General features: G+C 63.9%; 16 protein-coding genes. 4 read left to right on the top strand and 12 right to left on the bottom strand.

The genetic code is table 11. From position 1 onward, the window contains the following. Positions 1 to 96 precede the first annotated feature (96 nt). The 3 genes from C5N93_RS16905 to C5N93_RS16895 all read right to left on the bottom strand — a co-directional run bounded on the left by C5N93_RS16905 (position 97) and on the right by C5N93_RS16895 (position 4,028). Positions 97 to 1,710 (bottom strand): ABC transporter substrate-binding protein, encoded by a 1,614-nt coding sequence (locus C5N93_RS16905; RefSeq protein ID WP_242560201.1) that lies wholly within the window; start codon positions 1,708 to 1,710, stop codon positions 97 to 99. A 170-nt stretch (positions 1,711 to 1,880) separates the two neighbouring features. Beyond that, positions 1,881 to 2,792 carry a hypothetical protein gene (locus C5N93_RS16900; RefSeq protein WP_242560200.1) on the bottom strand — a complete coding sequence of 304 codons (912 nt, stop codon included), beginning with the start codon at positions 2,790 to 2,792 and terminating at the stop codon, positions 1,881 to 1,883. A gap of 321 nt (positions 2,793 to 3,113) precedes the next feature. After that, positions 3,114 to 4,028: an IclR family transcriptional regulator gene (locus C5N93_RS16895; protein ID WP_150722892.1), complete on the bottom strand. Its 915-nt coding sequence runs from the start codon at positions 4,026 to 4,028 to the stop codon at positions 3,114 to 3,116. A gap of 376 nt (positions 4,029 to 4,404) precedes the next feature. On the opposite strand from C5N93_RS16895, the gene C5N93_RS16890 reads away from it, so the two are divergent. After that, entirely contained in the window at positions 4,405 to 6,783 is a 2,379-nt protein-coding gene (locus C5N93_RS16890; RefSeq protein ID WP_242560199.1) for a cytochrome P450/oxidoreductase, read from the top strand. 116 nt (positions 6,784 to 6,899) lie between these two features. Here C5N93_RS16890 and C5N93_RS16885 read toward each other — a convergent pair whose 3' ends face one another. Continuing rightward, the gene (locus C5N93_RS16885; RefSeq protein ID WP_242560198.1) at positions 6,900 to 8,114 is read right to left on the bottom strand and encodes a multidrug effflux MFS transporter; all 1,215 of its coding nucleotides are present in this window, start codon (positions 8,112 to 8,114) and stop codon (positions 6,900 to 6,902) included. 202 nt (positions 8,115 to 8,316) lie between these two features. Continuing rightward, complete coding sequence (locus tag C5N93_RS16880) at positions 8,317 to 9,672, bottom strand: MFS transporter (RefSeq protein ID WP_242560197.1); 1,356 nt, start codon at positions 9,670 to 9,672, stop codon at positions 8,317 to 8,319. Positions 9,673 to 10,338: 666 nt separating this feature from the next. On the opposite strand from C5N93_RS16880, the gene C5N93_RS16875 reads away from it, so the two are divergent. Then, entirely contained in the window at positions 10,339 to 11,016 is a 678-nt protein-coding gene (locus C5N93_RS16875) for a hypothetical protein (RefSeq protein WP_242560196.1), read from the top strand. A 39-nt stretch (positions 11,017 to 11,055) separates the two neighbouring features. On the opposite strand, the gene C5N93_RS16870 is transcribed toward C5N93_RS16875, so the two are convergent. Together C5N93_RS16870 and C5N93_RS16865 are read right to left on the bottom strand one after the other, a co-directional pair. Continuing rightward, positions 11,056 to 11,322, bottom strand: a complete 267-nt coding sequence (locus tag C5N93_RS16870) for a hypothetical protein (RefSeq protein ID WP_069344216.1) — start codon at positions 11,320 to 11,322, stop codon at positions 11,056 to 11,058. A gap of 227 nt (positions 11,323 to 11,549) precedes the next feature. Then, positions 11,550 to 13,112: an EAL domain-containing protein gene (locus C5N93_RS16865; protein ID WP_242560195.1), complete on the bottom strand. Its 1,563-nt coding sequence runs from the start codon at positions 13,110 to 13,112 to the stop codon at positions 11,550 to 11,552. A gap of 196 nt (positions 13,113 to 13,308) precedes the next feature. On the opposite strand from C5N93_RS16865, the gene C5N93_RS16860 reads away from it, so the two are divergent. Then, positions 13,309 to 13,626: a hypothetical protein gene (locus C5N93_RS16860; RefSeq protein ID WP_242560194.1), complete on the top strand. Its 318-nt coding sequence runs from the start codon at positions 13,309 to 13,311 to the stop codon at positions 13,624 to 13,626. Here the strand turns inward: C5N93_RS16860 and C5N93_RS16855 are convergent. Further along, positions 13,620 to 14,546 carry a LysR family transcriptional regulator gene (locus C5N93_RS16855; RefSeq protein WP_242560193.1) on the bottom strand — a complete coding sequence of 309 codons (927 nt, stop codon included), beginning with the start codon at positions 14,544 to 14,546 and terminating at the stop codon, positions 13,620 to 13,622. The two genes, C5N93_RS16860 and C5N93_RS16855, sit on opposite strands and share 7 nt — an antisense overlap. Positions 14,547 to 14,754: 208 nt before the next feature. On the opposite strand from C5N93_RS16855, the gene C5N93_RS16850 reads away from it, so the two are divergent. Then, on the top strand, positions 14,755 to 16,251 hold the full coding sequence (locus tag C5N93_RS16850) for an acetyl-CoA hydrolase/transferase family protein (RefSeq protein ID WP_242560192.1): 1,497 nt from the start codon (positions 14,755 to 14,757) through the stop codon (positions 16,249 to 16,251). Positions 16,252 to 16,568: 317 nt separating this feature from the next. On the opposite strand, the gene C5N93_RS16845 is transcribed toward C5N93_RS16850, so the two are convergent. The 4 genes from C5N93_RS16845 to C5N93_RS16830 form a co-directional block, all read right to left on the bottom strand. After that, a complete protein-coding gene (locus C5N93_RS16845) occupies positions 16,569 to 18,155 on the bottom strand; it encodes a methyl-accepting chemotaxis protein (protein WP_277990335.1) in 1,587 nt (528 codons plus the stop codon). Positions 18,156 to 18,387: 232 nt separating this feature from the next. Further along, complete coding sequence (locus C5N93_RS16840) at positions 18,388 to 18,744, bottom strand: GFA family protein (protein WP_242560191.1); 357 nt, start codon at positions 18,742 to 18,744, stop codon at positions 18,388 to 18,390. A 262-nt stretch (positions 18,745 to 19,006) separates the two neighbouring features. Continuing rightward, positions 19,007 to 20,890, bottom strand: coding sequence for a methyl-accepting chemotaxis protein (locus C5N93_RS16835; protein ID WP_242560190.1), 1,884 nt, complete (start codon positions 20,888 to 20,890; stop codon positions 19,007 to 19,009). Positions 20,891 to 21,165: 275 nt separating this feature from the next. Then, complete coding sequence (locus C5N93_RS16830) at positions 21,166 to 21,882, bottom strand: GntR family transcriptional regulator (protein ID WP_242560189.1); 717 nt, start codon at positions 21,880 to 21,882, stop codon at positions 21,166 to 21,168. Between the last annotated feature and the right edge of the window lie 19 nt (positions 21,883 to 21,901).

Genomic DNA, 21,901 nt, shown 5'->3' with positions numbered 1-21,901 from the left:
CATGCCCCGCAAAGGGCATGGCTTTTTTTCGCTCAGGACACGAGCGGCCGAGGCTTCGCTGCCGGCGTGAGCGCCGGCTCGCCCCTGACCGGTGCCTTACTTGATCTTCACGGCCGAGAAGTCCTGACGGCCGAACGGGCTCACCCGATAGCCCGACACATCCGCGCGCGTGATCACCGACGCGACCGGGTGTGCGAGCGGAATCCACAACGCATCGTCCTTGATGGTCTTCTGCGCGGCCTGATACTTCGCGGTGCGCGCGGCGATGTCGTGCGTGCGCTTGCCGTCACTGATCAGCTTGTCGAGACTGGCGTCGCAAAAGCGCGCGAAGTTCGTGCCCGACGTCACCGCCGCGCAGCTGAATTGCGGCGTGAGGAAGTTGTCCGGATCGCCGTTGTCGCCCGACCAGCCCATGAACAGCAGGTCATGCTCACCCGCCTTGCCGCGACGGATCAGCTCGCCCCATTCCACCGTCTTGATCTGTGCCTTCACGCCGATCTTTGCCAGATCGCTTTGCAGCATTTCGGCGCCCACACGCGGGTTCGGGTTGAGCAGACTGCCTGCAGGACGCGTCCAGATCGTCGTCTCGAAGCCTTGCGGGAAACCCGCGTCGGCGAGCAGCTTCTTCGCCTTCGCGATGTCGTGCGGATAGTCGGCGACGTTCTTCGCATAGCTCCACGTGTTCGGCGGGTACACGTTGACGGCCGGCGTAGCCGTGCCCTCGAACACTTGCTTGACGTAGCTCGGCTTGTCGAACGCGAGGTTCAGCGCCTGACGCACACGCACGTCGCTCAAAGGCTTGTGCTGCGTGTTGATGGCGACGAACGCCGTCATGAACGCGGGCGTCTCGACCACCTTGAGCGCCTTGTCGCTACGCGCGGCCTGCACGTCAAGCGGCTTGGGCGAGAGCGCGATCTGGCATTCGCCGACCTTGACCTTCTGCGCGCGCACGGCGGCGTCCGGCACGATCGTGTAGATGAGACGCTCGGACGCCGGTGCGCCGCCGAAGTACGCCTTGTTCGCGTCGAAGCGGACCACGCTGTCCTTCTGATAGCTGCGGAAGACGAACGGCCCGGTGCCGATCGGACGCGCATTGAGTTCGTCCGTCTTGTTCGCGGCGACGAGCTTGTCGGCGTACTCCGCCGAATAGATCGACGCGAAGCCCATCGACAGCATCGAGAGGAATACGGCGTCCGGCTCGGAGAGCGTGAAGCGTACCGTGTTGTCGTCGACCTTCTGCACCGACTTGATCAGCTTGCCCAGCGAGAGCGACTGCGCATGCGGGAAACCCGACGGCGTGAGCTTGTGCCACGGCGCGTTGTCGTCGAGCATGCGATCGAAGGTGAAGACCACGTCGTCGGCGTTGAACGCGCGCGTGGGCTTGAAGAGGTCATTGCTGTGGAAACTCACGTTCGGGCGCAGCGTGAACGTGTAGGTCAGACCATCGGGACTGACTTCCCACTTCGTCGCCAGACTCGGCACGACCTTCGCCTGCGCGGCATCGAATTCGACCAGACGGTTGAACACCGGATCGGCAGACGCATTGGTCGTGGTGAGCGAGTTGTAACGCACGACGTCGAAGCCTTCCGGACTGGCTTCCGTACAGACGGTGAGCGGCTTGGCTTGCGCCGCGAGCGGCAGGGCAAGCGCAGTGAGAACGGTGGCGACGGCAGCGAGCGTGGGACGCGAGGCGAGCGAGCGAGGGTGCATGAGCTTCTTCTCCAGGAAGTCGATGACGGATTGCGGATAGCGAGACGATCGTCAGGCGAATGGCGAAACGACCGGTCAAACAGCCGGCCAGAATATCGCAAATTCAGGACCCCTGCCTTTGCGCCGCAGCATATCGATATATGCGCGGCCATAAATACGGAAAGCGAACGTCAGTTCTGCCAACCGAATGCCCGCATCCGATGCACGATGCTGTCGCGCGCGGCCACCACCGTCAGTCGCGAACTGACCGACATGTCGTAGAGATAGCGTGTGCTGCCGGCGTACGGCACGCTCACGTAAGGATGCGCCAGCAGCGGAATGTCGGCGCCGGACGCCAACGCCTCGCCCTCCCCCGCCAGGCGCGCCAGACAGGCGCGATGCGCGGCGTCGCGCGCCACCGCAAAGGGATCGAGCGCGGCGGCCGACGCACCCGCCTGCGCGATCACGGAGACAGCGGGAGCACCATCCTCGCCCCCCACGGGCGTCGGCGCGTGAGCGGCCAGCGCCACCGGCCCCTGTCCCATCGCCACAAAGAGCCACAGCCCGGCGTGCGCCATATCGATCCAGACCTTGCCGTGAGGACCGTCGCATTCCAGCGACGACACCCCGGGTGTCGCGACCGGCACCGGCGCCTGCGCCGGCGTGCACCGGAACCAGCGGCCGAAGATCCAGCGAAGGGCAATGCGCTCAGATAAGAAGCGGTGGCGCATCTGCGTGCGCGGCAGACGACGCGCGAGCGAGTGCTCGGCCGCCGATAGCCACGTCGCGCCATCGTCCGGCCCGCCCGCTGCCGCCCCCGTCGCCCCGAAGGGACGCCCCGCGAGCAGAAAACGCCACAACCATAGCTCGTCGCTGCCGCATTGCGGCGAGGAAGCAGCCGAAGCGGCCGCTGTGCGCGCCTGCGCGCCGGTGTCCCCCGCACGCCCGAGCGCCTCGACATCGCTGCTCGCCAGCGCACGCTTTTGCGCGCCACCCGTGAGCTTCCGGTCGCCCTGTCCGAACTGCCCGAGCGGCACGTAAGTCATGGAAGGTGTTGGAATCGATGCGACGCGCGGTGTCGATTCGACCGTTCGTTTCAACATCAACAATTACGACCTCCACAGACGTGATTCCCGATGACTCACCCCGCTTTGCGCAGGGCTATCGGAAATCACTCATTTGGTAATGAGAATCATTATCAAATGATAGCACAAGCGTCTACGCGAAAGGAGTGACAAATGCTTGGGAATGCACCCGATTTGGCAGGTCGGACGCCGCGCCGCAGCAGGAGATGCGGCCGCTTGCGCGACCGCCATCGTCTGGAGCGTCTCGGCACGTCGACTTCATCCGCCCTTCGGAACGGATACGCGGATGAGAGGCGTGAGAGCGATACGTGGGGAACCCGGGAACGGGAAAGCCAGCGATCAGGCGCTGGCAGGCAGTGGCGGCCGGTAGCCCAGTGCGTGACTCGCCGCCAGCGCCTCGCGACGCACGGCCTGACCGATGGGACTGTCGATGCGGGGATCGAAGCCACCCGTCGCGCCGAGTGCCGTGATCACACCCACGAGCCGCCCGTCGTAATTGAAGACCGGCGCGGCAATCGCGCTGATGCCCGTGAGATTCGTGTCGCGCACGCTCGCCCCCTGCACCGCACGCACCGACGCCCGCAACGTGCCGATCGGATCGTTGGCATCGAGTTGTGCGCGATGTTCCGGGGTGGCATGTGCCCACTCGCTCTGCGCCATCGCCAGCACCTGCGGGTCGTCGAGCAGCCCCAGAAAGACCCGACCGGCGGCGGACCAGAGCACCGACATCACCGAACCGATTCGCACGTTGATCGTGACCGGCAGACCCGGCTCCTCGAAGCGGACGATGGTCGGCCCCTTGTTGCCCATGACGGCGATGAAACAGGTGACGTCGAACGCCTCGCGCAGACGCACGAGCGCCGGTTCGGCGGCCCGCACCGGATCGGCCTGCCGCATGGCTGCCACGCCGATGAGCATGGCTTCGAGTCCGAGGAAATATTGCTGCGAGTCGGCGTCCTGCGCGACGAGCCCTTCTTCCACGAGACTCATCAGATAGCGGTGAACCTTGGCGGGACTCTGCTGCACATGCAGGGCAAGCGCGGTGAGGCTCGCCCGGCCGCCCAGGCGAGCCAGCCCCTTGAGCACGACCATGCCGGTCTCGGCCGACTGCACGCGCTGTCGGCGCCCGCGCTCACGCGGCGCGTCGATGGCATCCTGCGCGGCGGCATCAGTGCCATCCGTTGCGTGTGTCGTGCGGGAAAGCGCGGCCGCGCTTCGCGGGCGGCCTGCTGTGGGTCGTTTGCTTGTCGTCATCGGCGAGATTTTAAGATGCAAATCATCGTTGCCTCGTATCGACCAGTCTAGAGGTTAACCCCAGTCCACTAATTTACGCTATGCGTATTATATTTACGCTTAACAGATTCAGAGAATGTGTCAGCGTGCCGGGATTCCATGCGCATGCGGAGTATCACATCGAACCGAGGAGACAACCCTGCCGATTTTGGGTACCTGTGCCGGTCATCGCCCGATGCACACTGCCCGGATGGCAACGCTCCTCTACACTGGATCTATTGTGTGTGTCCGGTGGTGTCCTGCAAGACTCGCCGACGCACGATAGCCTGACAAAGCCTTGATAAAGTCCCGACAAAGCCCGGACGACAGGCAATAGAGAGCCTCAGAGAGCGAGCGGATGAGCCAGACGACTTCCCCCACCCCGAATGCCACGACCGGCGCGCCTGCCGGCGCGAGCGGTTGCCCCTTCCATCAAACGACGGCACCGACGGCGCAGACAGCACCGAATGGCTGCCCGGTGAGCGCCCGCGCGGCTGACTTCGATCCGTTCGAGGACGGCTATCAGCAAGACCCGCCGGAATACGTGCGCTGGGCGCGTGAGCAGGAGCCGGTGTTCTACAGCCCGAAGCTGGGTTACTGGGTCGTTACGCGCTATGACGACATCAAGGCGATCTTCCGCGACAACCTGACCTTCAGCCCATCGATCGCGCTGGAGAAGATCACGCCGACCGGGCCGGAAGCCAACGCCGTGCTCGCCTCGTACGGCTTCGCGCTGAACCGCACGCTGGTCAACGAAGACGAGCCCGCGCACATGCCGCGCCGCCGCGTGCTGATGGAGCCGTTCACGCCGGAGCATCTCAAGCATCACGAACCGCTGGTGCGTCAGCTCGCGCGTGAGTACGTCGACCGCTTCGTCAACGACGGCCGCGCCGATCTCGTCGATCAGATGCTGTGGGAAGTGCCTCTCACGGTGGCGCTGCACTTCCTCGGCGTGCCCGAAGAAGACATGGACAAGCTGCGCGAGTACTCGATTGCGCACACCGTGAACACGTGGGGACGTCCGAAGCCCGAGGAGCAGGTCGCCGTGGCGCACGCCGTGGGCAACTTCTGGCAACTGGCGGGCAAGATTCTCGACAAGATGCGTCAGAACCCGGACGGCCCGGGCTGGATGCAATACGGGATTCGCAAGCAGAAGGAACACCCGGAAGTCGTGACCGATTCGTACCTCCATTCGATGATGATGGCGGGGATCGTGGCCGCCCACGAAACGACGGCCAACGCGACCGCCAACGCGATGAAGCTGCTGCTCTCGCATCCGGACGTGTGGCGTGAAATCTGCGAAGACCCCTCGCTGATTCCGAACGCGGTGGAAGAATGTCTGCGCCATAACGGCTCGGTCGCCGCGTGGCGGCGCCTGGCGACGAAGGACGTCAACATCGGCGGCATCGACATCGCGGCCGGGTCGAAGCTGCTGATCGTCACGTCGTCCGCCAACCATGACGAAGGGCATTTCGCCGATGCCGACCTGTTCGATATCCGCCGGGAGAACGCCAGCGATCAACTGACCTTCGGTTACGGCTCGCATCAGTGCATGGGCAAGAACCTCGCCCGCATGGAGATGCAGATCTTCCTCGAAGAATTCACTCGCCGTCTGCCGCACATGAAGCTCGCGCAGCAGACGTTCACGTATGTGCCGAACACGTCGTTCCGTGGCCCCGAGCACGTCTTCGTCGAGTGGGATCCGGCGCGTAATCCGGAGCGTGACGATCCTGCCGTGCTCACGCGTCAGTCGCCGGTGCGTATCGGCGAGCCGTCGGGACACAGCGTCACGCGTCCGGTCGTGGTCGAAGCCGTGACGCCAGTCGCCGAGGGCATCGTCAAGCTGCGTCTCGTCGCGCCGGACGGCCGTGCCATGCCCCGCTGGGCGCCGGGCTCGCACATCGATATCGAATGCGGCGAGACAGGCTTGTCGCGCCAGTATTCGCTTTGCGGCGATCCGGCAGACGCCGGTGCGCTGGAGATTGCCGTACTGCACGAGCCGGAAGGCCGTGGCGGTTCGAACTGGGTGCACACGCAGGTGAGCGTGGGCGACCGGTTGCGCATCCGTGGCCCGCGCAATCACTTCCGTCTGGACGAGACGACGCCTCGCGCGATCTTCGTGGCCGGTGGCATCGGCGTGACGCCGATTGCCGCGATGGCGCGTCGCGCCAGGGCGCTGGGCATCGATTACGAGATTCACTACAGCGGTCGCAGCCGTCGCACGATGGCGCTGCTCGACGAGCTTCAGGCGCTGCACGGCGATCGCCTGCATCTGTGGGTCAAGGACGAAGGACAACGCGCCGACTACGCGAGCCTGCTCGCCACGCCGCAGAACGGCACGCAAGTCTACGCCTGCGGTCCGGTGCGCATGCTCGATGCGCTCGCACAGTGCAGCGCGCACTGGCCGGACGACACGCTGCGGGTCGAACACTTCCAGTCGCAACTCGGCACGCTCGATCCCGAAAAGGAACAGGCGTTCGAGGTCACGCTGAAGGACTCGGGCATTACCGTCATGGTGCCGGCCGATCAGACCTTGCTCACCGCCTTGCGCGCCGCGAACATCGACGTGCAGAGCGATTGCGAAGAAGGGCTGTGCGGCTCGTGCGAAGTGCAGGTGCTGGAGGGCGACGTGGATCACCGCGACGTGGTGCTCACACGCGCCGAGCGCGATGCCAACACGAAGATGATGTCCTGCTGCTCGCGTGCCTGCGGCAAGAAACTGGTGCTGGCGCTGTAAGGGCCACACCTAAAGCAGGCTGCACGGAAATACGAAGGGGCGCCACGGCGCCCCTTCGCTTATGCTTCGCCGGCTTACGTCGCTGGCGTGTCGAGGAAATCGAGCGTGTCGCGCGCTCAGTGAGCACCGTGCGGCTGGCGCAGCATCGTCGACAGCGCAATCAGCGCCAGCAGGGCGAAGCCGCACATGACGCTCACCAGCGGGCGCGGCGAGCCGTCGTTGAGCAGACCGAGCAGGCCACCCGCCGCAAAGCCGAACCCGTACTGCACACTGCCGACGAGCGCCGCCGCCGCCCCGGCCCGCGTCGGGTGATTCGCGAGCGCGCCCGCCACTGAGTTCGCCGTGATGATGCCGCGCAGCGACATGAACAGGAACAGCATCACGACCATCAACGGCAACAGCACGAGCCCCAGCCAGACGGCCGCGCACAGCGCCGACGTGACGACCGCACAGCCGATGATGCCCACACGCATCAACCGGTACGCACCGAGTTGCCCGACGCGGCGCGAGTTGAACATCGTCATCGCCGCCATGCCCACGATATTGATGCCGAACAGCACGCCGAAGAACTGCGGCGACACGTGGAAATACTCCATGTACACCAGCGGCGTGCCCGTAATGTAGGTGAACGACGCGCCGAACACCGCACCGCCCGCCACCATGTAGCCGACGAAATGGGCGTCGCGCAGCAAATGCCAGTAGGACATCAGAATCGCGCGCGGCCCTCCCGACTGGCGGACATTCACGTCGCCCGTCTCCGGCAGACGCCACAGCGCCAGCAACGCGCCGACACCGAAGACCGCGAGAATGCCGAAGATCACGCGCCATGTCGTGAAGCGCAGCATCTGCCCGCCAACCAGCGGCGCGACGATCGGCGCGACGCTCATCACGAGCAACATGATCGAGAAGGCACGCGCGCTGTTGCGCGGCCCGTAGACGTCACGCACGATGGCCTGCGCGATCACCGGCATGGCACACCCGCCCAGCGCCTGCACGAAGCGCCACATCATCATGTGATCGATGCTGTCGGCGAACGCACAGCCGATGCTGCCGAAGATGTACAGCGCAATGCCGGCGGCCATGGGCTTGCGGCGTCCGAAGCGATCGGCAAGCGGCCCCCAGACCAACTGGCCGAAGGCAAAACCCAGGAAGAAGTACGACAGCGTGAGCTGCGTGGCCGCCGCGCTCGCGCCCAGCTCGTGCCGCATCGTCGGCAGCCCAGGCAGGTACATATCCGTGGACGCGGGCGCAATCATCATGAACAAACCGAGAATGCCCAACAGCACACGCTCGGAAGGCAAGGCGGGAGAGAGTTCGGACGTCGAGGTCATTTATCGTTCTGATTTTTTGTGCGAATCCCGTCGGCGCCGCGAGAGATTTCGCGAAAACGACGACGCCCGCCATGATAACGCCGGCGGGCGTCGACCTTTCATACTCGATGGTTATCGCAAACCTAACCGATGCTTATGCCGTGACATGGGATCGGTCGCCCGCGTGACCGTGTCACCGCGTCGATCGTCCGCCATCGAAGGCTCAGCTCGCCGTTGCCGCGCGCAGATTGCCGCCGTCGCTGCGTTGCGTACGAGCGATGGCAAGCACACCGATCAGCGAGACACAGGCCGGCACGGCCGCCGCGAGGAACAGCGACGACGACGACCATTGCAGATGCATCAGCGCACCGCCGAGCACCGGGCCCAGCACCGATCCGATACGGCCGATGCCGAGGCTCCAGCCAATGCCCGTGGAACGCAGGGACGTCGGATAGTAGGTGGCCGCCAGCGCGTTGAGCGCCGGCTGACCGCCGATGATCGAGAAGCCCGCGAAGAAGATCGCGATGAAGACCGCCACCATCGACACCATCACCACCGGATTGCCGATCGCGGCCGTCGCGGCAATCGCGATCAGGAACGTGACGGCCAGCACACTCGTGAAGCCCACGCGGTCGATCACACGGCCCAACAGCAGCGTGCCGATCACGCCGCCCGCCCACAGGGCAGTCCCCGCCATCACGGCGACCTGCGTCGAATAGCCGGCGTCGCGAATCACCGTCGGCAGCCAGTTCGACAGGAAGTACATGTCGAGCAGGTTGGCGAAGTTGATGACCCACAGCAGGATCGTCACGCGGGCGCGACCGTCCTTGAACAGTTCGATGAACGGCACGCCCTGGGCCTTTTGTTCGTTGAGCACGAAGTGCGCGTCGGCCGGCACATTTGCCGTCGGCGCGACGCGCAACAGTTGCTTGCGGATACGCACACGGTCGCTCTTCCTGAACATCAGGAACTGGATCGATTCGGGCAGCGAGATCCACATCAGCACGCCCAGCACCAGCGGAATCGCGCCACCGATGTAGAACACCGCGCGCCAGCCGAGGCTCGGAATGATCGCCGCCGTAATCAGGCCGCCGACCACACCGCCCAGCGTAAAGCCGCACGACACGATCATCATCAGCGAGACGCGGATGCGGCGCGGGCTGTACTCACCAGCCAGCGCCATCGCGTTGGGCATGATGCAACCGAGCCCCAGACCGGCGACAAAGCGCCAGACGACCAGTTCGGTGATCGTGTTGGCGAATCCCGTGACGATCATGCACACCGAGAAGAACAGCGTCGCGCCGATCAGCACCGGACGACGCCCCAATTTGTCGGCCAACGCCGAAAACGTGAGCGAGCCGACGAGCATGCCGAACAGCCCCGCGCCGAACACCGGCGAAAGCGTTTCCTTGGCAATGCCCCACTCGCGAATCACCACCGGGGCCACGTAACCCATGGCCTGCACGTCGAAACCGTCGACCACCAGACACATCGCGCACAACGCGATCACCCACCACTGATAAGCGCCCAGCCGACTGTCGTCGATCAATGCGCCCACATTCACTTCTGCTGCTTTCATGCTGTCTCCAAACGTTCTCGCAACTTCGTGGTATTGCGTCCCGGTCGAGGCGCCGGCTTTCTGACTGCTGATGACTGACGCTGCCTCGCGGGCACCGCGCCGCCCCGTTCGGGCAGCGTGGCATTTCGTGCCGAGGATCGAAGGACGAACGGTGCCATCCACTCGCGCACGCAAATTACGCTTTGCGGAAGTTTATCTCTCCCAACGTAAATCAATGCTTGGTGTTAACACTTAGAGGCGACCCGAATTCTCGTCGGATGCCAAGGTCGGGGCAGAGGAAAGCGTCGCGGGCCGATGCCGGATGCTTCGCCTTGGCGAACGGCACGCGTTTTTGTGGTTTTTCTCCATACCAACGATGGGAGAACGCCCGCCCGATGTACGCAAAGGCTATACGGGGCGTGGAAATGGGCGGTCAGCGCGGGAAAAAGCGGCGAATTGTCGCAGATGTGGTTTTTCTACAGATTTTTTTGCCAAAGGTTTACCCGTCTAGGGATTTCCCTGATATAGTTGCACCTGTCTCCTCCACCTCCTCCTGGTGGATTTCACGGCCAGCAACGCGCTGGCCGTTTTTTTTGCCTGTCGATATCGTGAGGGCGGATTCGTAGGGGACGAGGCGGATGGGCTAACGGAACGTAATGCGATCGCGCGGGCAGCGATGCAGCGCGCATGAATTCCTGCGCTACACTCGACGCCATGAAAATCGCGCCGCTCGCCACCCTGCTTTGTGTTTTGCCGCTCGCCGGCTGCTATGTCGTGCAGTATCCGGGCGGCGCCTTGACGCTGTCGCCTACGCCCACTGCGCCGCAAGCCATGCGTGCCGCCCCGGGGTCGATCGGTAGCACCGACGTGACGACGGCGCCGATCCCGACGCCTAACGTTGCCGCCGCTCCAGTGCGCGCAACGCCGCCACCGCAGTATCCGAACGGCTCGCCCGTCCCGCCCGACTTCCAGCCGGGCAACGGCTCACCGGTGCCGCCGGACTATCGGCCGCAAGCTCAGCCTGCCGCCAATCCGCGCTACCCGAACTATCCGAACGGATCGCCGGTGCCACCGGACTACGTCCCGCCACCGTCGTCGAGAGCCGCACCGGGTGCCGCCGCAAGTCCGGCCGCTTATGTGGCAGACCCCGCTTACGCGACCTATCCCGCGTATTCGTCTTTTCCCGTTTATTCCGCCTATCCGGCGTACGCGACATACCCCGTGGCCTACCCGGCTTATCCGGCGTACGCGCCGGTCTACCCGGCGTTCGCCCCGTCGCCCTGGCTCAGCAACGTGTCGTTTTCCGTGTCGTGGGGGCGCGGTTGGGGAGGATGGGGAGGCCGTTGCTGCCACCGCTGGCGCTGAACCATCGTAGACGGTTCAGGCAACGTGGCCCGCGCAATCTCAGTGCGACGTCTGACGTTCCTTCGCGACGCGATCCTCGATGCGGCACTCGATACGTTTTCGAATCTGCGCTGCGGCATCGGACGCGCAATCGGCGTCGATGCTCGAAAATTCGCATCGACCGATGTAATCCCCGTCGCAATAGGCGTCGACAGCGCCATCGAAGCGCTTGTCGGCGCGCGGGGTAATGGCGCCTGCCAGGTCGAATGGCCGCCCTGGCGGCGTATGACTGACATAATGCCAGTTGAATTTGAACGAATCTGTCATAAGTCCCCTTCTTTCAAACGGCAGCTGCGGACCGGTTCGCCAACGCTGCTTTTTTGGGAAATCGTAACATGTTCATGAATTTCGACTAGCAGTCGAAAAAAAAAGCGGCCCGCCAGAGCGGCGAGCCGGACAGTCCGTGGAGGTCGGGGGCACATCAGGACCACGGTGATTTCACTGTAGTCCCGAATCGTTGTCGTTATTCTCGGTAATTTGCCTAATCTGTTGCTTCAGGCCTGCACTGCCATCCCCCGCTCCGGCATCAGATCGTCGGCGGTGACCGCCTTGCCGAACAGCCATCCCTGACCGATCGCGTCCGGGTGAATCGCCAGCATGTAGTCGGCCTGCGCTTGCGTTTCCAACCCTTCCACGATGACGTCCACGCCGAGCAGCGTGGCCATCTTGCAGATCTGATCGACGATGGCGCTGCCCACGGTGTCCTTGCCGATCGCCTGCGTGAACATGCGGTCGATCTTCAGTGCATCGACGTTCAGCGTCGACAGATACGCGAGGTTGGAAAAGCCGGTGCCGAAGTCGTCGATGTGAATCTGATAGCCATCGATGCGCAGCCGGTCCAGCGCTTCGCGCAGTTTCGTCATGCTGTCGGTCGAGCGCTCCGTCACTTCCAGCGCAATCTGCGCGCGCGGCACACGCAGCGATGCCGCCATGTGATTCAGATACGTGTGAAAAGTCTGGTCGACGACATCCGTCGCCGCGAGATTGATGCTCAGGTGGAACTCCGGATCCGCCAGCATACGCCCGTGCATCTCGATCAGCGCCTTGCGCGCCACCTGCCGCGTGATCAGCCCGATCACCCCCTGTCGCTCGGCAATCGGGATAAAGATGTCCGGCGAAATCGGGTTGCCCGCACTGTCGTTAAGGCGTGCCAGTGCTTCCACACCGACCATCTTGCCGTCACGCAAACGCACCAGTGGCTGGTAGACGAGGTGGATGCCGCCCGACTCGGCGGCCTGCTGTGTCACCCAGTCGATGGACATACGGTAGCGCCGGCGCGAACGCCATGACATGCCCACCGCGCCACCGGCTACCGCCCCCGTAAGCAGCGCAAGCAGCAGCCCCCAGGGGTTGGCCACCAGTCGCGACGACGTGTAGACAGCCGACACACAGACGTCCACGCTGCTGGAACACATCGAATACTGACGCAGCGAACCGATGTCGAGCCAGCGTGAGGTCTGCCCGAGGGTGATGCGCTGCTGGTCCTCGAACTTGCCCGCGCGCCAGAACTGGAAGCGCATATCCCCCGTCGACGCCACCGACGCGAACCCCGGCGCCGGGGTGCCGAGCCGTGTCGGCAATATCGGCGGGCTGAACACCACCACGTCGCCCAGACCAATCGCATTGACCTGCACGCCCGGCGTGACAATGCCGGTCAGCGTGTGCCAGAGCTTCACGCCCGTGCGCGTCTCATGACTCGGCGGGGGCAGTTCGGGCGCGGGGTCCAACCTGCCGACCACGGCGGAACACAACAGACGCGAGTTATGAACGCGACCGATGTCATGGAAATAAGGGCTGCGCATGGCGACACGTCGCAGCGAGAGGATGTCGGCGTCGGTACAGGGCAGCGCGCCACTGTACATCGCGTCCTGCAACGCGTTGCGACTGGAAATCGACGCATCGCCCATGAACCCCATGATGTCCTGCGCATAGTTTCGCAGGCGAAAATCGTCGACACGGGTCTGCGCGACCTGACCCATCAACAGCATGACCAGCATGCCCGCCAGGGCCCCGACAAGCACCGGCAACCAGCGGGTCAGCCTTCTGAGCGTTTGCATGGAGAGTGGCGTCCACGATAGTGCCCCTTGCCGGGGCTTGTCCGCAGTGTAGCGCACTGCCCGGGCGATACATCGGATTGCCAGACAATCGCCTGCTGCACCGCGCGCCAAGGGGATTTTCGAGTGGGACGATAGGGGGTCGGCACTCGGTTACCTTGCCGACTCCCGCATTCTCGATACGACATCGGACCTCGCCATGACACTCAAATTTCGCAATCCGGCGAACGCTGACGTCATCGAGATATCGTATCTGTCCTGCATCGCGGCCTTCTTCCTCGGCCCGCTCTACCTGCTGGCGTATGGCTTCACGTGGCACGCGCTGCTGTGGACGCTGCTCGCTATCGGCCCTGCGCTGCTCTGGAAGGAGTCGCTACTGGCGCTTTCACTGCCCGCGACGTGCCTGCTTTATGCGGTCATGATCCATCCGCTGCTCATCGGCCGGTTGCGTGCGAACGGCTGGGAGCCGACCGGCGACGATGCCCTGCCGGGCCCGCGTCAACGCGGCTATCACTGACTCGCGTCGCGCACGCCCGCATTCCCGGCGGCGTCCGCAGGCATCATCGCAATGAAGCGATCGAGCGCCGCCGAACCGTGGTCGGTGCGATACGCCAGACTGATGGGCGCTAACGGCACCTCTCCCGCCGGCGCTTCGATCGGCCAGAACCCCATGCCGGGCGTGCGGATCTGACTCACCGACGCCGGGACCAGCGACACGCCGAAACCCGCCGCCACCATCGGCACTATGGACGTGATCTGCGGCGCCTCCTGCCCGAGCTTCGGACGAAACCCCGCTGCCTCGCATGCCGCAATCGTACGGTCATACAACGCCGGACTGATGTCGCGCGGCAGTAGGATGAACTCGTCCTGCGCGAGTGCGGCGAGCGGCACTCGCTCACGCGCGCTCATCGGATGCCCCAACGGCAACGCCAGCACCATCGGCTCGTCGACCACGCGCACACTCACAATGCCGTCCGGCACCTCGAACGGCGTGCGGATAAACGCGGCATCGACGGCGTCGTCCAGTAGCGCGCTCAGCAAACTCGCGGTGTTGCTCTGCTGCGGATGCAGTTGCACCTCGGGATAACGCGCCCGGAAGTCGCGAATCCATGCCGGAATACGCGGCTCGAAATACGTCGCACCGGCAAAGCCGATACGAATCTGCCCCGCTTCGCCGCGCGAAATCTGCTGCATGCGCCGTTTGGTCCGCGCCACGCGCTCGAGAATTTGCTGTGCCTCCGGCAGAAATGCCTCACCCAGCTCCGTGAGCACGACATCGCGCGGCAAGCGCACGAACAACGGGCCGCCCAGCTCCGCTTCCAACTGCCGGATCTGCAAGCTCAGCGGAGGCTGCTGAATCCCGACGCGCGCCGCCGCCCGCGTGAAATGACGCTCCTGCGCGACAGCAATGAAATATTGCAGATGCCGCAATTCCATAACCACTCCCCGGTCAGCCCGATGCCGTCGGGCTTTTCCCTATCAATACTTTAAAAGTATGAAATTTGCTTGTTCAATATATTGGAAATGTGACCGATGGGTCAATACACTTCGAGTCAAGCGCAAACCGGCTCCCCCAAAGCGGTCGCGCCGAGAATTCAAGAGATTCGAAAAAGAGACTTAGAGAAGAGACACGAGGAGCCTCACGATGTTTGAAGATCGCATCCGCCTGGCGTCGCTACGCGACCGGGTGATGAGCGCAGACGACGCTGCCAAGCTCGTTGGCGACGGCATGGTGGTCGGCATGAGCGGATTTACCCGCGCCGGCGACGCCAAGGACATGCCGATCGCTCTGGCCCGACGGGCGAAAGCCAACCCGATGAAAATCACCCTGATCACCGGGGCATCGCTGGGGCACGACTCGGACAAGACCCTCACGGAAGCGGGCGTACTCGCCAAACGTCTGCCGTTCCAGGTCGACACCACGTTGCGCAGCGCGATCAATCGCGGCGAAGTGATGTTCGTCGACCAGCATCTTTCCGAGACCGTCGAATTCCTGCGCACCGGCCAGTTCGGCAAGCTGGATGTCGCGGTGATCGAGGCGGTCGCCATTACGGAAGACGGCGGACTCGTGCCGAGTTCGTCGGTCGGCAACTCGGCGAGCTTCGCGATCCTCGCCGAGAAGGTGATCGTGGAGATCAACCTCGCGCAGCCGCTCGCGTTCGAGGGCATGCACGACATCTGGATTCCGGGTCAGCGCCCGCACCGTGCGCCGCTGCCCATCGTCGACGTGCGTGACCGCGTTGGCACGCACGTGGTGAAGATTGCGCCGGAGAAGATCGCGGCCATCGTCATCACCGATACGCCGGACAGCGCCTCCAATGCGCTGCCGCCCGACGCCGACACGCAACGCATCGCCGGCCATCTCATCGAATTCTTCCAGCACGAAGTCTCGCGCGGACGTCTGCCCCGCACGCTGCCCGCGATCCAGTCGGGCATCGGCACGATCGCCAACGCGGTGCTCACCGGCTTCATCGATTCGCCGTTCGAAGACCTGACGATGTACTCGGAAGTGCTTCAGGACTCGACGTTCGATCTGATGGACGCCGGCAAGATGGTGTTCGCCTCGGGCTCGTCGATCACGGTGTCGCAGGCGGTGCAGGACCGTGTGTTCAAGCATCTGGAGCGTTACCGCGACAAGCTGGTGCTGCGCCCGCAGGAGGTCAGCAACCATCCGGAGGTCATCCGTCGTCTGGGCCTGATCGCCCTGAACACCGCGCTCGAAGTGGATATCTACGGCAACGTGAATTCGACGCATGTCGGCGGCACGCACATGATGAACGGCATCGGCGGCTCCGGCGACTTCGCCCGCAATGCCCGCATGGCCATCTTCGCGACGAAGTCCATCGCCAAGGAGGGCAAGATTTCGAGCATCGTGCCGATGGTGCCGCACGTGGACCATAACGAGCACGACGTCGACATCATCGTGACCGAACAAGGGCTGGCCGATCTGCGCACGCTGGCGCCGCGCGAGCGTGTGAATCTTGTCATCGACAACTGCGCGCATCCGAGCTACCGCGACGTGCTGCGCGAGTATTACCGCGACGCGCAGCGCTACGGCGGCCAGACGCCTCACGCGCTGGAGCACGCCTTCGATCTGCACGTCAACCTGCGCGAGCGTGGCTCGATGCTGGCGGGCAAGTGATGGGAATAACGGGATCGACGGAAGCGATCGAGACCGTCGGATGAAGCCAGCGGCCGACACAGCCGGGTGACATCTCCGACATCGGTGCCGGACGCCATCGCCGGGGGGCGGGCGGCCGGACACCGGTTGGCCGGCATCGGCGCAGTCCACAAGACGCGCCGGTGCCGAGAAGAACGTGAGACGCATGCGGTCTCATGGGCCGGACGCTGGTGAGAGCGCTCCGGCATTCACGGCTCGCCGGCACCCGCGGGCGAGCCGTTTTTTACGGTCCGGCAACACGTCTCAACGACACCCGCCACCGCACGGACCCGCAGCCGTCACGCGATCATGCGCGGCGCCTGACCGGTCGCCCCGTCGATCCGGAAGATCGACACCAACTCGCGAAGGCCGCTCGATTGGGCCGCCATCGACTGAGCCGCCGCCGAGGCTTCTTCCACCAACGCCGCATTCTGCTGCGTGACGGTATCCATCTGCATCACCGCCTGATTGACCTGCTCGATGCCCGTGCGCTGCTCGGTCGACGCCGCCGCGATTTCCGCCATCAGATCGGTGACCCGTTTGACGGCGTGGACCACTTCGTCCATCGTGCCGCCGGCTTCGGCCACCAGCTTCGTGCCGTCGCTGACTTGCCGCGTCGAGGCATCGATCAACTCCTTGATCTCCTTCGCGGCATTGGCACTGCGCTGCGCGAGCGTTCGCACTTCGCCAGCGACGACAGCGAAACCACGTCCCTGCTCCCCTGCGCGCGCCGCCTCGACCGCCGCGTTGAGCGCCAGGATGTTGGTCTGGAAGGCAATGCCTTCGATCACGCTCGTGATGTCGGCCACGCGCGCGGAGCCGTCCGAGATCCCCCGCATCGTCTCGACGACCTGACGCACCACTTCGCCGCCGCGCTGTGCGATTTGCGACGCATTCGAGGCCAGCACATTGCCCTGCTCGGCGTTGTCCGCGTTCTGCTTGACGGTAGTCGTGAGCTCTTCCATGCTCGCGGCCGTTTCCTCCAGCGAAGCGGCCTGCTGTTCGGTGCGTGACGACAGATCGGTGTTGCCCGCCGCGATCTGTGCCGAGCCGGTCGCGATGCTTTCACTGGTATTGCGCACCTGCCCCACGACCTGCGCGAGCCGGGTGTTCATGTCGCGCAGCGAGCCGAGCAATTGGGCAAGTTCGTCCTGTCCCTGCACGTCGATACGCGAGCTGAGATCGCCGCGCGCCACCGTCTGCGCAATTTCCACACAGCGACCGATAGGCACCGTGATCGAGCGCGTAATGAGCCAGGCGATGAGCGTCGCCACGGCCAGCGCCAGCAGAATCAGGACGATGGTGGCGGTGAACGCCGCGTGATAGCTGCTGGCGGCAGCGTCAGTCGCCCGCGCGGCGCCTGCACGATTGACTTCCACATGGGCTCTCAGCTTCTCGGCGAGGACCGCGAACGGCTTGGTGGCCTCGGCCATGGCGACGGAACGAGCCAGCACCTTCGAGTCGCTATCGCCCTTTTCCAGTTCGGCAACGCGATTGTCGACGGCCAGATAGGTGGTCCAGGCGTCACGCACGGCCTCATAGGCCACACGATCTTCGTCCGACGCGATCATGCCCTTGTAGGCGTCCAGCGTCTTGTTCATGCTGTCGATGGCCGCCTGACGTTTGGCCGTCTCGTCCGAGCGCGTCGTCTCGTCGGTGGACAACAGCAGCGCGAGCGTAGCGCGACGTGTGGCGTTGGCCGCCGCCTGCGCCGTGCCGAGCGTCTGCACGCTGGGCAGCCAGTTATCGGCGAGGTCGCGCGTACCGCCGTAAATGCGCGACGCCTGGAAGACAGCCATGCCGCCCACGATGCACAACAGAACCAACGTGATGGCGAACCCGACGCTCAACCGTGTGCCGATTTTGAGACTACCCAAGAACTTCATGCCCGCTCCATATGCGACAAAACGATAACAATCGCATGCCATAACGGGTGAGCATTCGACAATCTTGAGCCAATAACCCCTTGATTCTCACGCAATGACTTTCGAAACATTTCAAAAATCCGAAAATCAATTGCATATCGATCGTTTTACGATGCCTGTTTCTCCTGGCAAACTATCGCTCAATAAATATCCATCAACATATATTTAATAATCTATCGATTGAAATACCGGATTACCGGCTCGCGCCATCGATGGGTGTCGGATGCACCGTATCGAGATCGATGTCATCGATGCAGCGCACATTGATCGCTGCCATCTTCGCGCCATCGGGCATCTGACCGAACGCAAACGCTTCGACACCGCAATTCGGACAGAACTGGTGACGAATCACATGCTTGTTGAAAAGGTATTCCCGCGCTTTCCCATCGCCTGCCGTTTGAGAGAATTCCGAGGCAGGTGTAAATGCGAGAATCAATCCGCGCTTTTTGCAGATGGAACAATTGCACGTAATTGTTTTGGACAAATCAATATTTGCAGTGAAGCGCAAATCACCGCAATGACATCCGCCCGAATATTGCTGATTCGCCATGACGTCTCTCCTCCAGATGATGGAATGATCGCCAGCGGAAAACGACGTCGCAATGCGGGCGATCCCGACGTGGACGACACGTCGGCTTTGCCGCGTTCATGCGAGAGGGGGAAAAGCGCCGCCGGCGTGCGGTCTATTGTGCGACAGAATCCGGCGGGCGGGCAGCGACCGGCGCCAGCGCCGGTCGTGTCGAAGGAGGGGGTGAGTCTGCGAAGTTGACTCAGCGCGTCAAGACGCTCAGTGACTCAGCGCGCCAGGGCGCTCAGGCCGCGAGTGCCGGCTCGTCGCGACGTGGAGGGCGGCCGCCGTGCTGCGTGTGCATGACCGTCACACCATGACGGCTGTGCTCGCGCAACTGGAATAGCGCCACCGTCTCGGCCAGATTGCGCGCCTGCTCGCTGAGCATGGCAGAGGCGGCGGCCGATTCTTCCACCAGGGCGGCGTTCTGCTGCGTCGACTGATCCATCTCGGCCACGCTGCGGTCGATCTGGCTGATGCCGGTGCTCTGCTCCATCATGGCCGTATGAATCTCGCTGATCAGACGCCGCACGCGTGCGATGCCGTCGACGATTTCCCCCATCGTGTCGCCCGCCGCCTGCACGCGTTGCGTGCCGCTCTTGACGTTCTGCACCGAGGCTTCGATAAGCGTCTTGATTTCCTGCGCGGCGGCGGCACTACGCTGCGCCAGCGTGCGCACTTCCCCGGCCACGACCGCGAAGCCACGTCCCTGTTCGCCCGCACGCGCGGCTTCCACCGCCGCATTGAGCGCGAGGATGTTCGTCTGGAACGCAATGCCGTCGATCACGCCGATGATTTCGGTAATGCGCTCCGACGACTTCGCAATCTGGCTCATCGTCGTGACGGCCCCCGTGACGACGTCGCCGCCACGCGCTGCGGCGTCGCTCGCGTCGTTGGCCAGACGCGTGGCATGCTCGGCCGCCTCGGCCGTCTGCTTGACGCTCGCCGTCAGTTCGGTGAGCGCCGCCGACGTCTCCTGCAACGTGCCGGCCGATGCCTCGGTGCGTTGCGACAGATCGCGGTTGCCCATCTCGATCTCGCTCGTCGCCGAGGTCATGCCGTGAACGCCCGAGCGCACGTCGACCATGACCGTGCTGATCTTGTCGACGAACGCGTTGAACGACTTCGATATCTGCGCGACTTCGTCGTGCCCGATGACATCGAGGCGGCGCGTCAGATCGCCGCCGCCCGAGCCGATGGTGTCCATGGCATCGCGCACTTGCGACAGACGGCGGAAAGCCTGTGACGTGAAGAAGCTCGCGATGCCGATGGCGCACAGCGTGAGCACGATCAGCGAGATGAGCGTGCCGCTCAGCACGCGCGACAGCCCGGTGGTGGCTTCCGCCTTGTCGAGGGCGACGACGAACAGCCAGTCGGTGCCTGGCACCGGCTGCGCCTTGACCAGCTTTGCCGCACCGCCGAGTTCGACTTCCGTGGGGTTGGCGGCGTGCTCCATCTTGCCCAGCGCGTCGGGCGTGAGCGCGGCGGCGAGATCGCTCGACTGCTTGAGCATGAGCTTTTCGTCCGGATGCGCGATCACGAGACCGTCGCGCGAGACCACGAAGGCGAGGCTCGACGGCGTGGGGTGAACGGCCTTGACGACGTCCTGCACAGCGTCGAGCGGCACCGCGCCGCTCACCGCACCGAGCGTCTGACCGTCACGCAGAATCGGCGCAGCGAACGACACATAGAGCTTGCCCGAGGCAATGTCGGCGTAAGGCTTGACGACCGTGAGCTTGCCGGCAGACGTGGCGCCCTTGTACCAGGGGCGTGCGGTCGGGTCGTAATCGGGCGGCGTGGGGCCGCTGGAGAAATACGACTTGTCGCTCCAGCCAATGCTGGAGATCGGGAAGCCGTTGGTCGCGCCAAGCAGCTTCGTGAGGGCCACGCCCTGCTCGCCCTTTTCGACGGCGGCGGCGGTGCCCACGACCGACTGGCCCTTGGCGGCGGCCCAGCGTTCCACGGCCAGCGTGTTGCCACTGGCGACGGCGTCGAGCGTGTCTGAGATGGTCGACATCATGCTGTTGCGCACGATGACGTAAGTGGTAATGCCGGAGAGGATCAGTGCACCAATGACGGTGGCACACGCGATCAGAATGATGCGTGTTCTAAGCGAAGATACTGTCATGCTGTCGAGGCAGGCCTGCGGCTAGGGGGATCGAAAGACAGAAGACCGGCACCCAGGCTACCGGCTCCACGAGGTGGGAGAATCCACCTAAGACGTTACGGCAGGCAGGGAGAAAACTTTAGGTGTTAACCCGAAATGGCATCCAGACGCGCCATCCGAAATCGCTACGGACAGCAAAACATATGGTGTGCAAATGGATATGCCGGGGCGGTAGGGGAATGCGGTGCTGAGTAGTCCACCGGCACAGCGCAATGCCATGCCGGTAGACATCTCCGTCAGTCGTTCGCCGCCGCTTCGGCTTCGGTCTGCTCGATGGCCTGAACGATGATGCGCAGCGTTGCGTCGAGATGCGCCTGCGTGTGCTTGCGGGCTGCTGCAACGTCGCGCGTGCGGTACTCGTCGAGCATGGTCTCGTGCTCACGATTGCTCACGTCCACGTGCACGGGCCGCATGTAGAGCGACAAGGCGATGTAAGGCCCGGACGCATCGCGCAACGTCTTGATCAGATGGGCGAGACGGGAGTTGTCCTGCGACGCCCACAGCGCCGCGTGAAACGCCTGATTCAGTTCGGTCCACTTCACGACGTCCGTCGTCGCCAGCATCTCGGCATGTAGCGCCTGCGCGTGCGCGATATCTTCCTCGCGCATCGTCGCCATCGCCTGCTCGGCCATCATCGGCTCCAGCGTCATGCGCAAGCGGTAGATCTCGTTGACGTCGTCGATCGTGAGACCCCGCACCACAGCGCCACGATGCACGTCGAAAAACACCAGCCCTTCGGAGACCAGCGTGCGCAAGGCTTCGCGCACGGGCGTCGTCGACATGTCGAGACGGCGCGCAAGATCGTCCTGACGCAACCGGTCCCCCGCCTTCAGACGACCTTGCAGAATCTCGGTGCGCAAGGTCTCGATGGCATATTGATACGCGGTGAGCCGGCGACGGCCCGAAGTGACGGACGAACCGACGGCGCCGGATGCGGAGGACGTGCTTTTCAAAGGAAGGCCGTGTGAGGAT

Source organism: Pandoraea sp. LA3 (assembly GCF_022696215.1).
In the GTDB taxonomy this organism is placed as follows: domain Bacteria; phylum Pseudomonadota; class Gammaproteobacteria; order Burkholderiales; family Burkholderiaceae; genus Pandoraea; species Pandoraea capi.
This window is presented reverse-complemented; position numbering and strand designations above follow the sequence as displayed.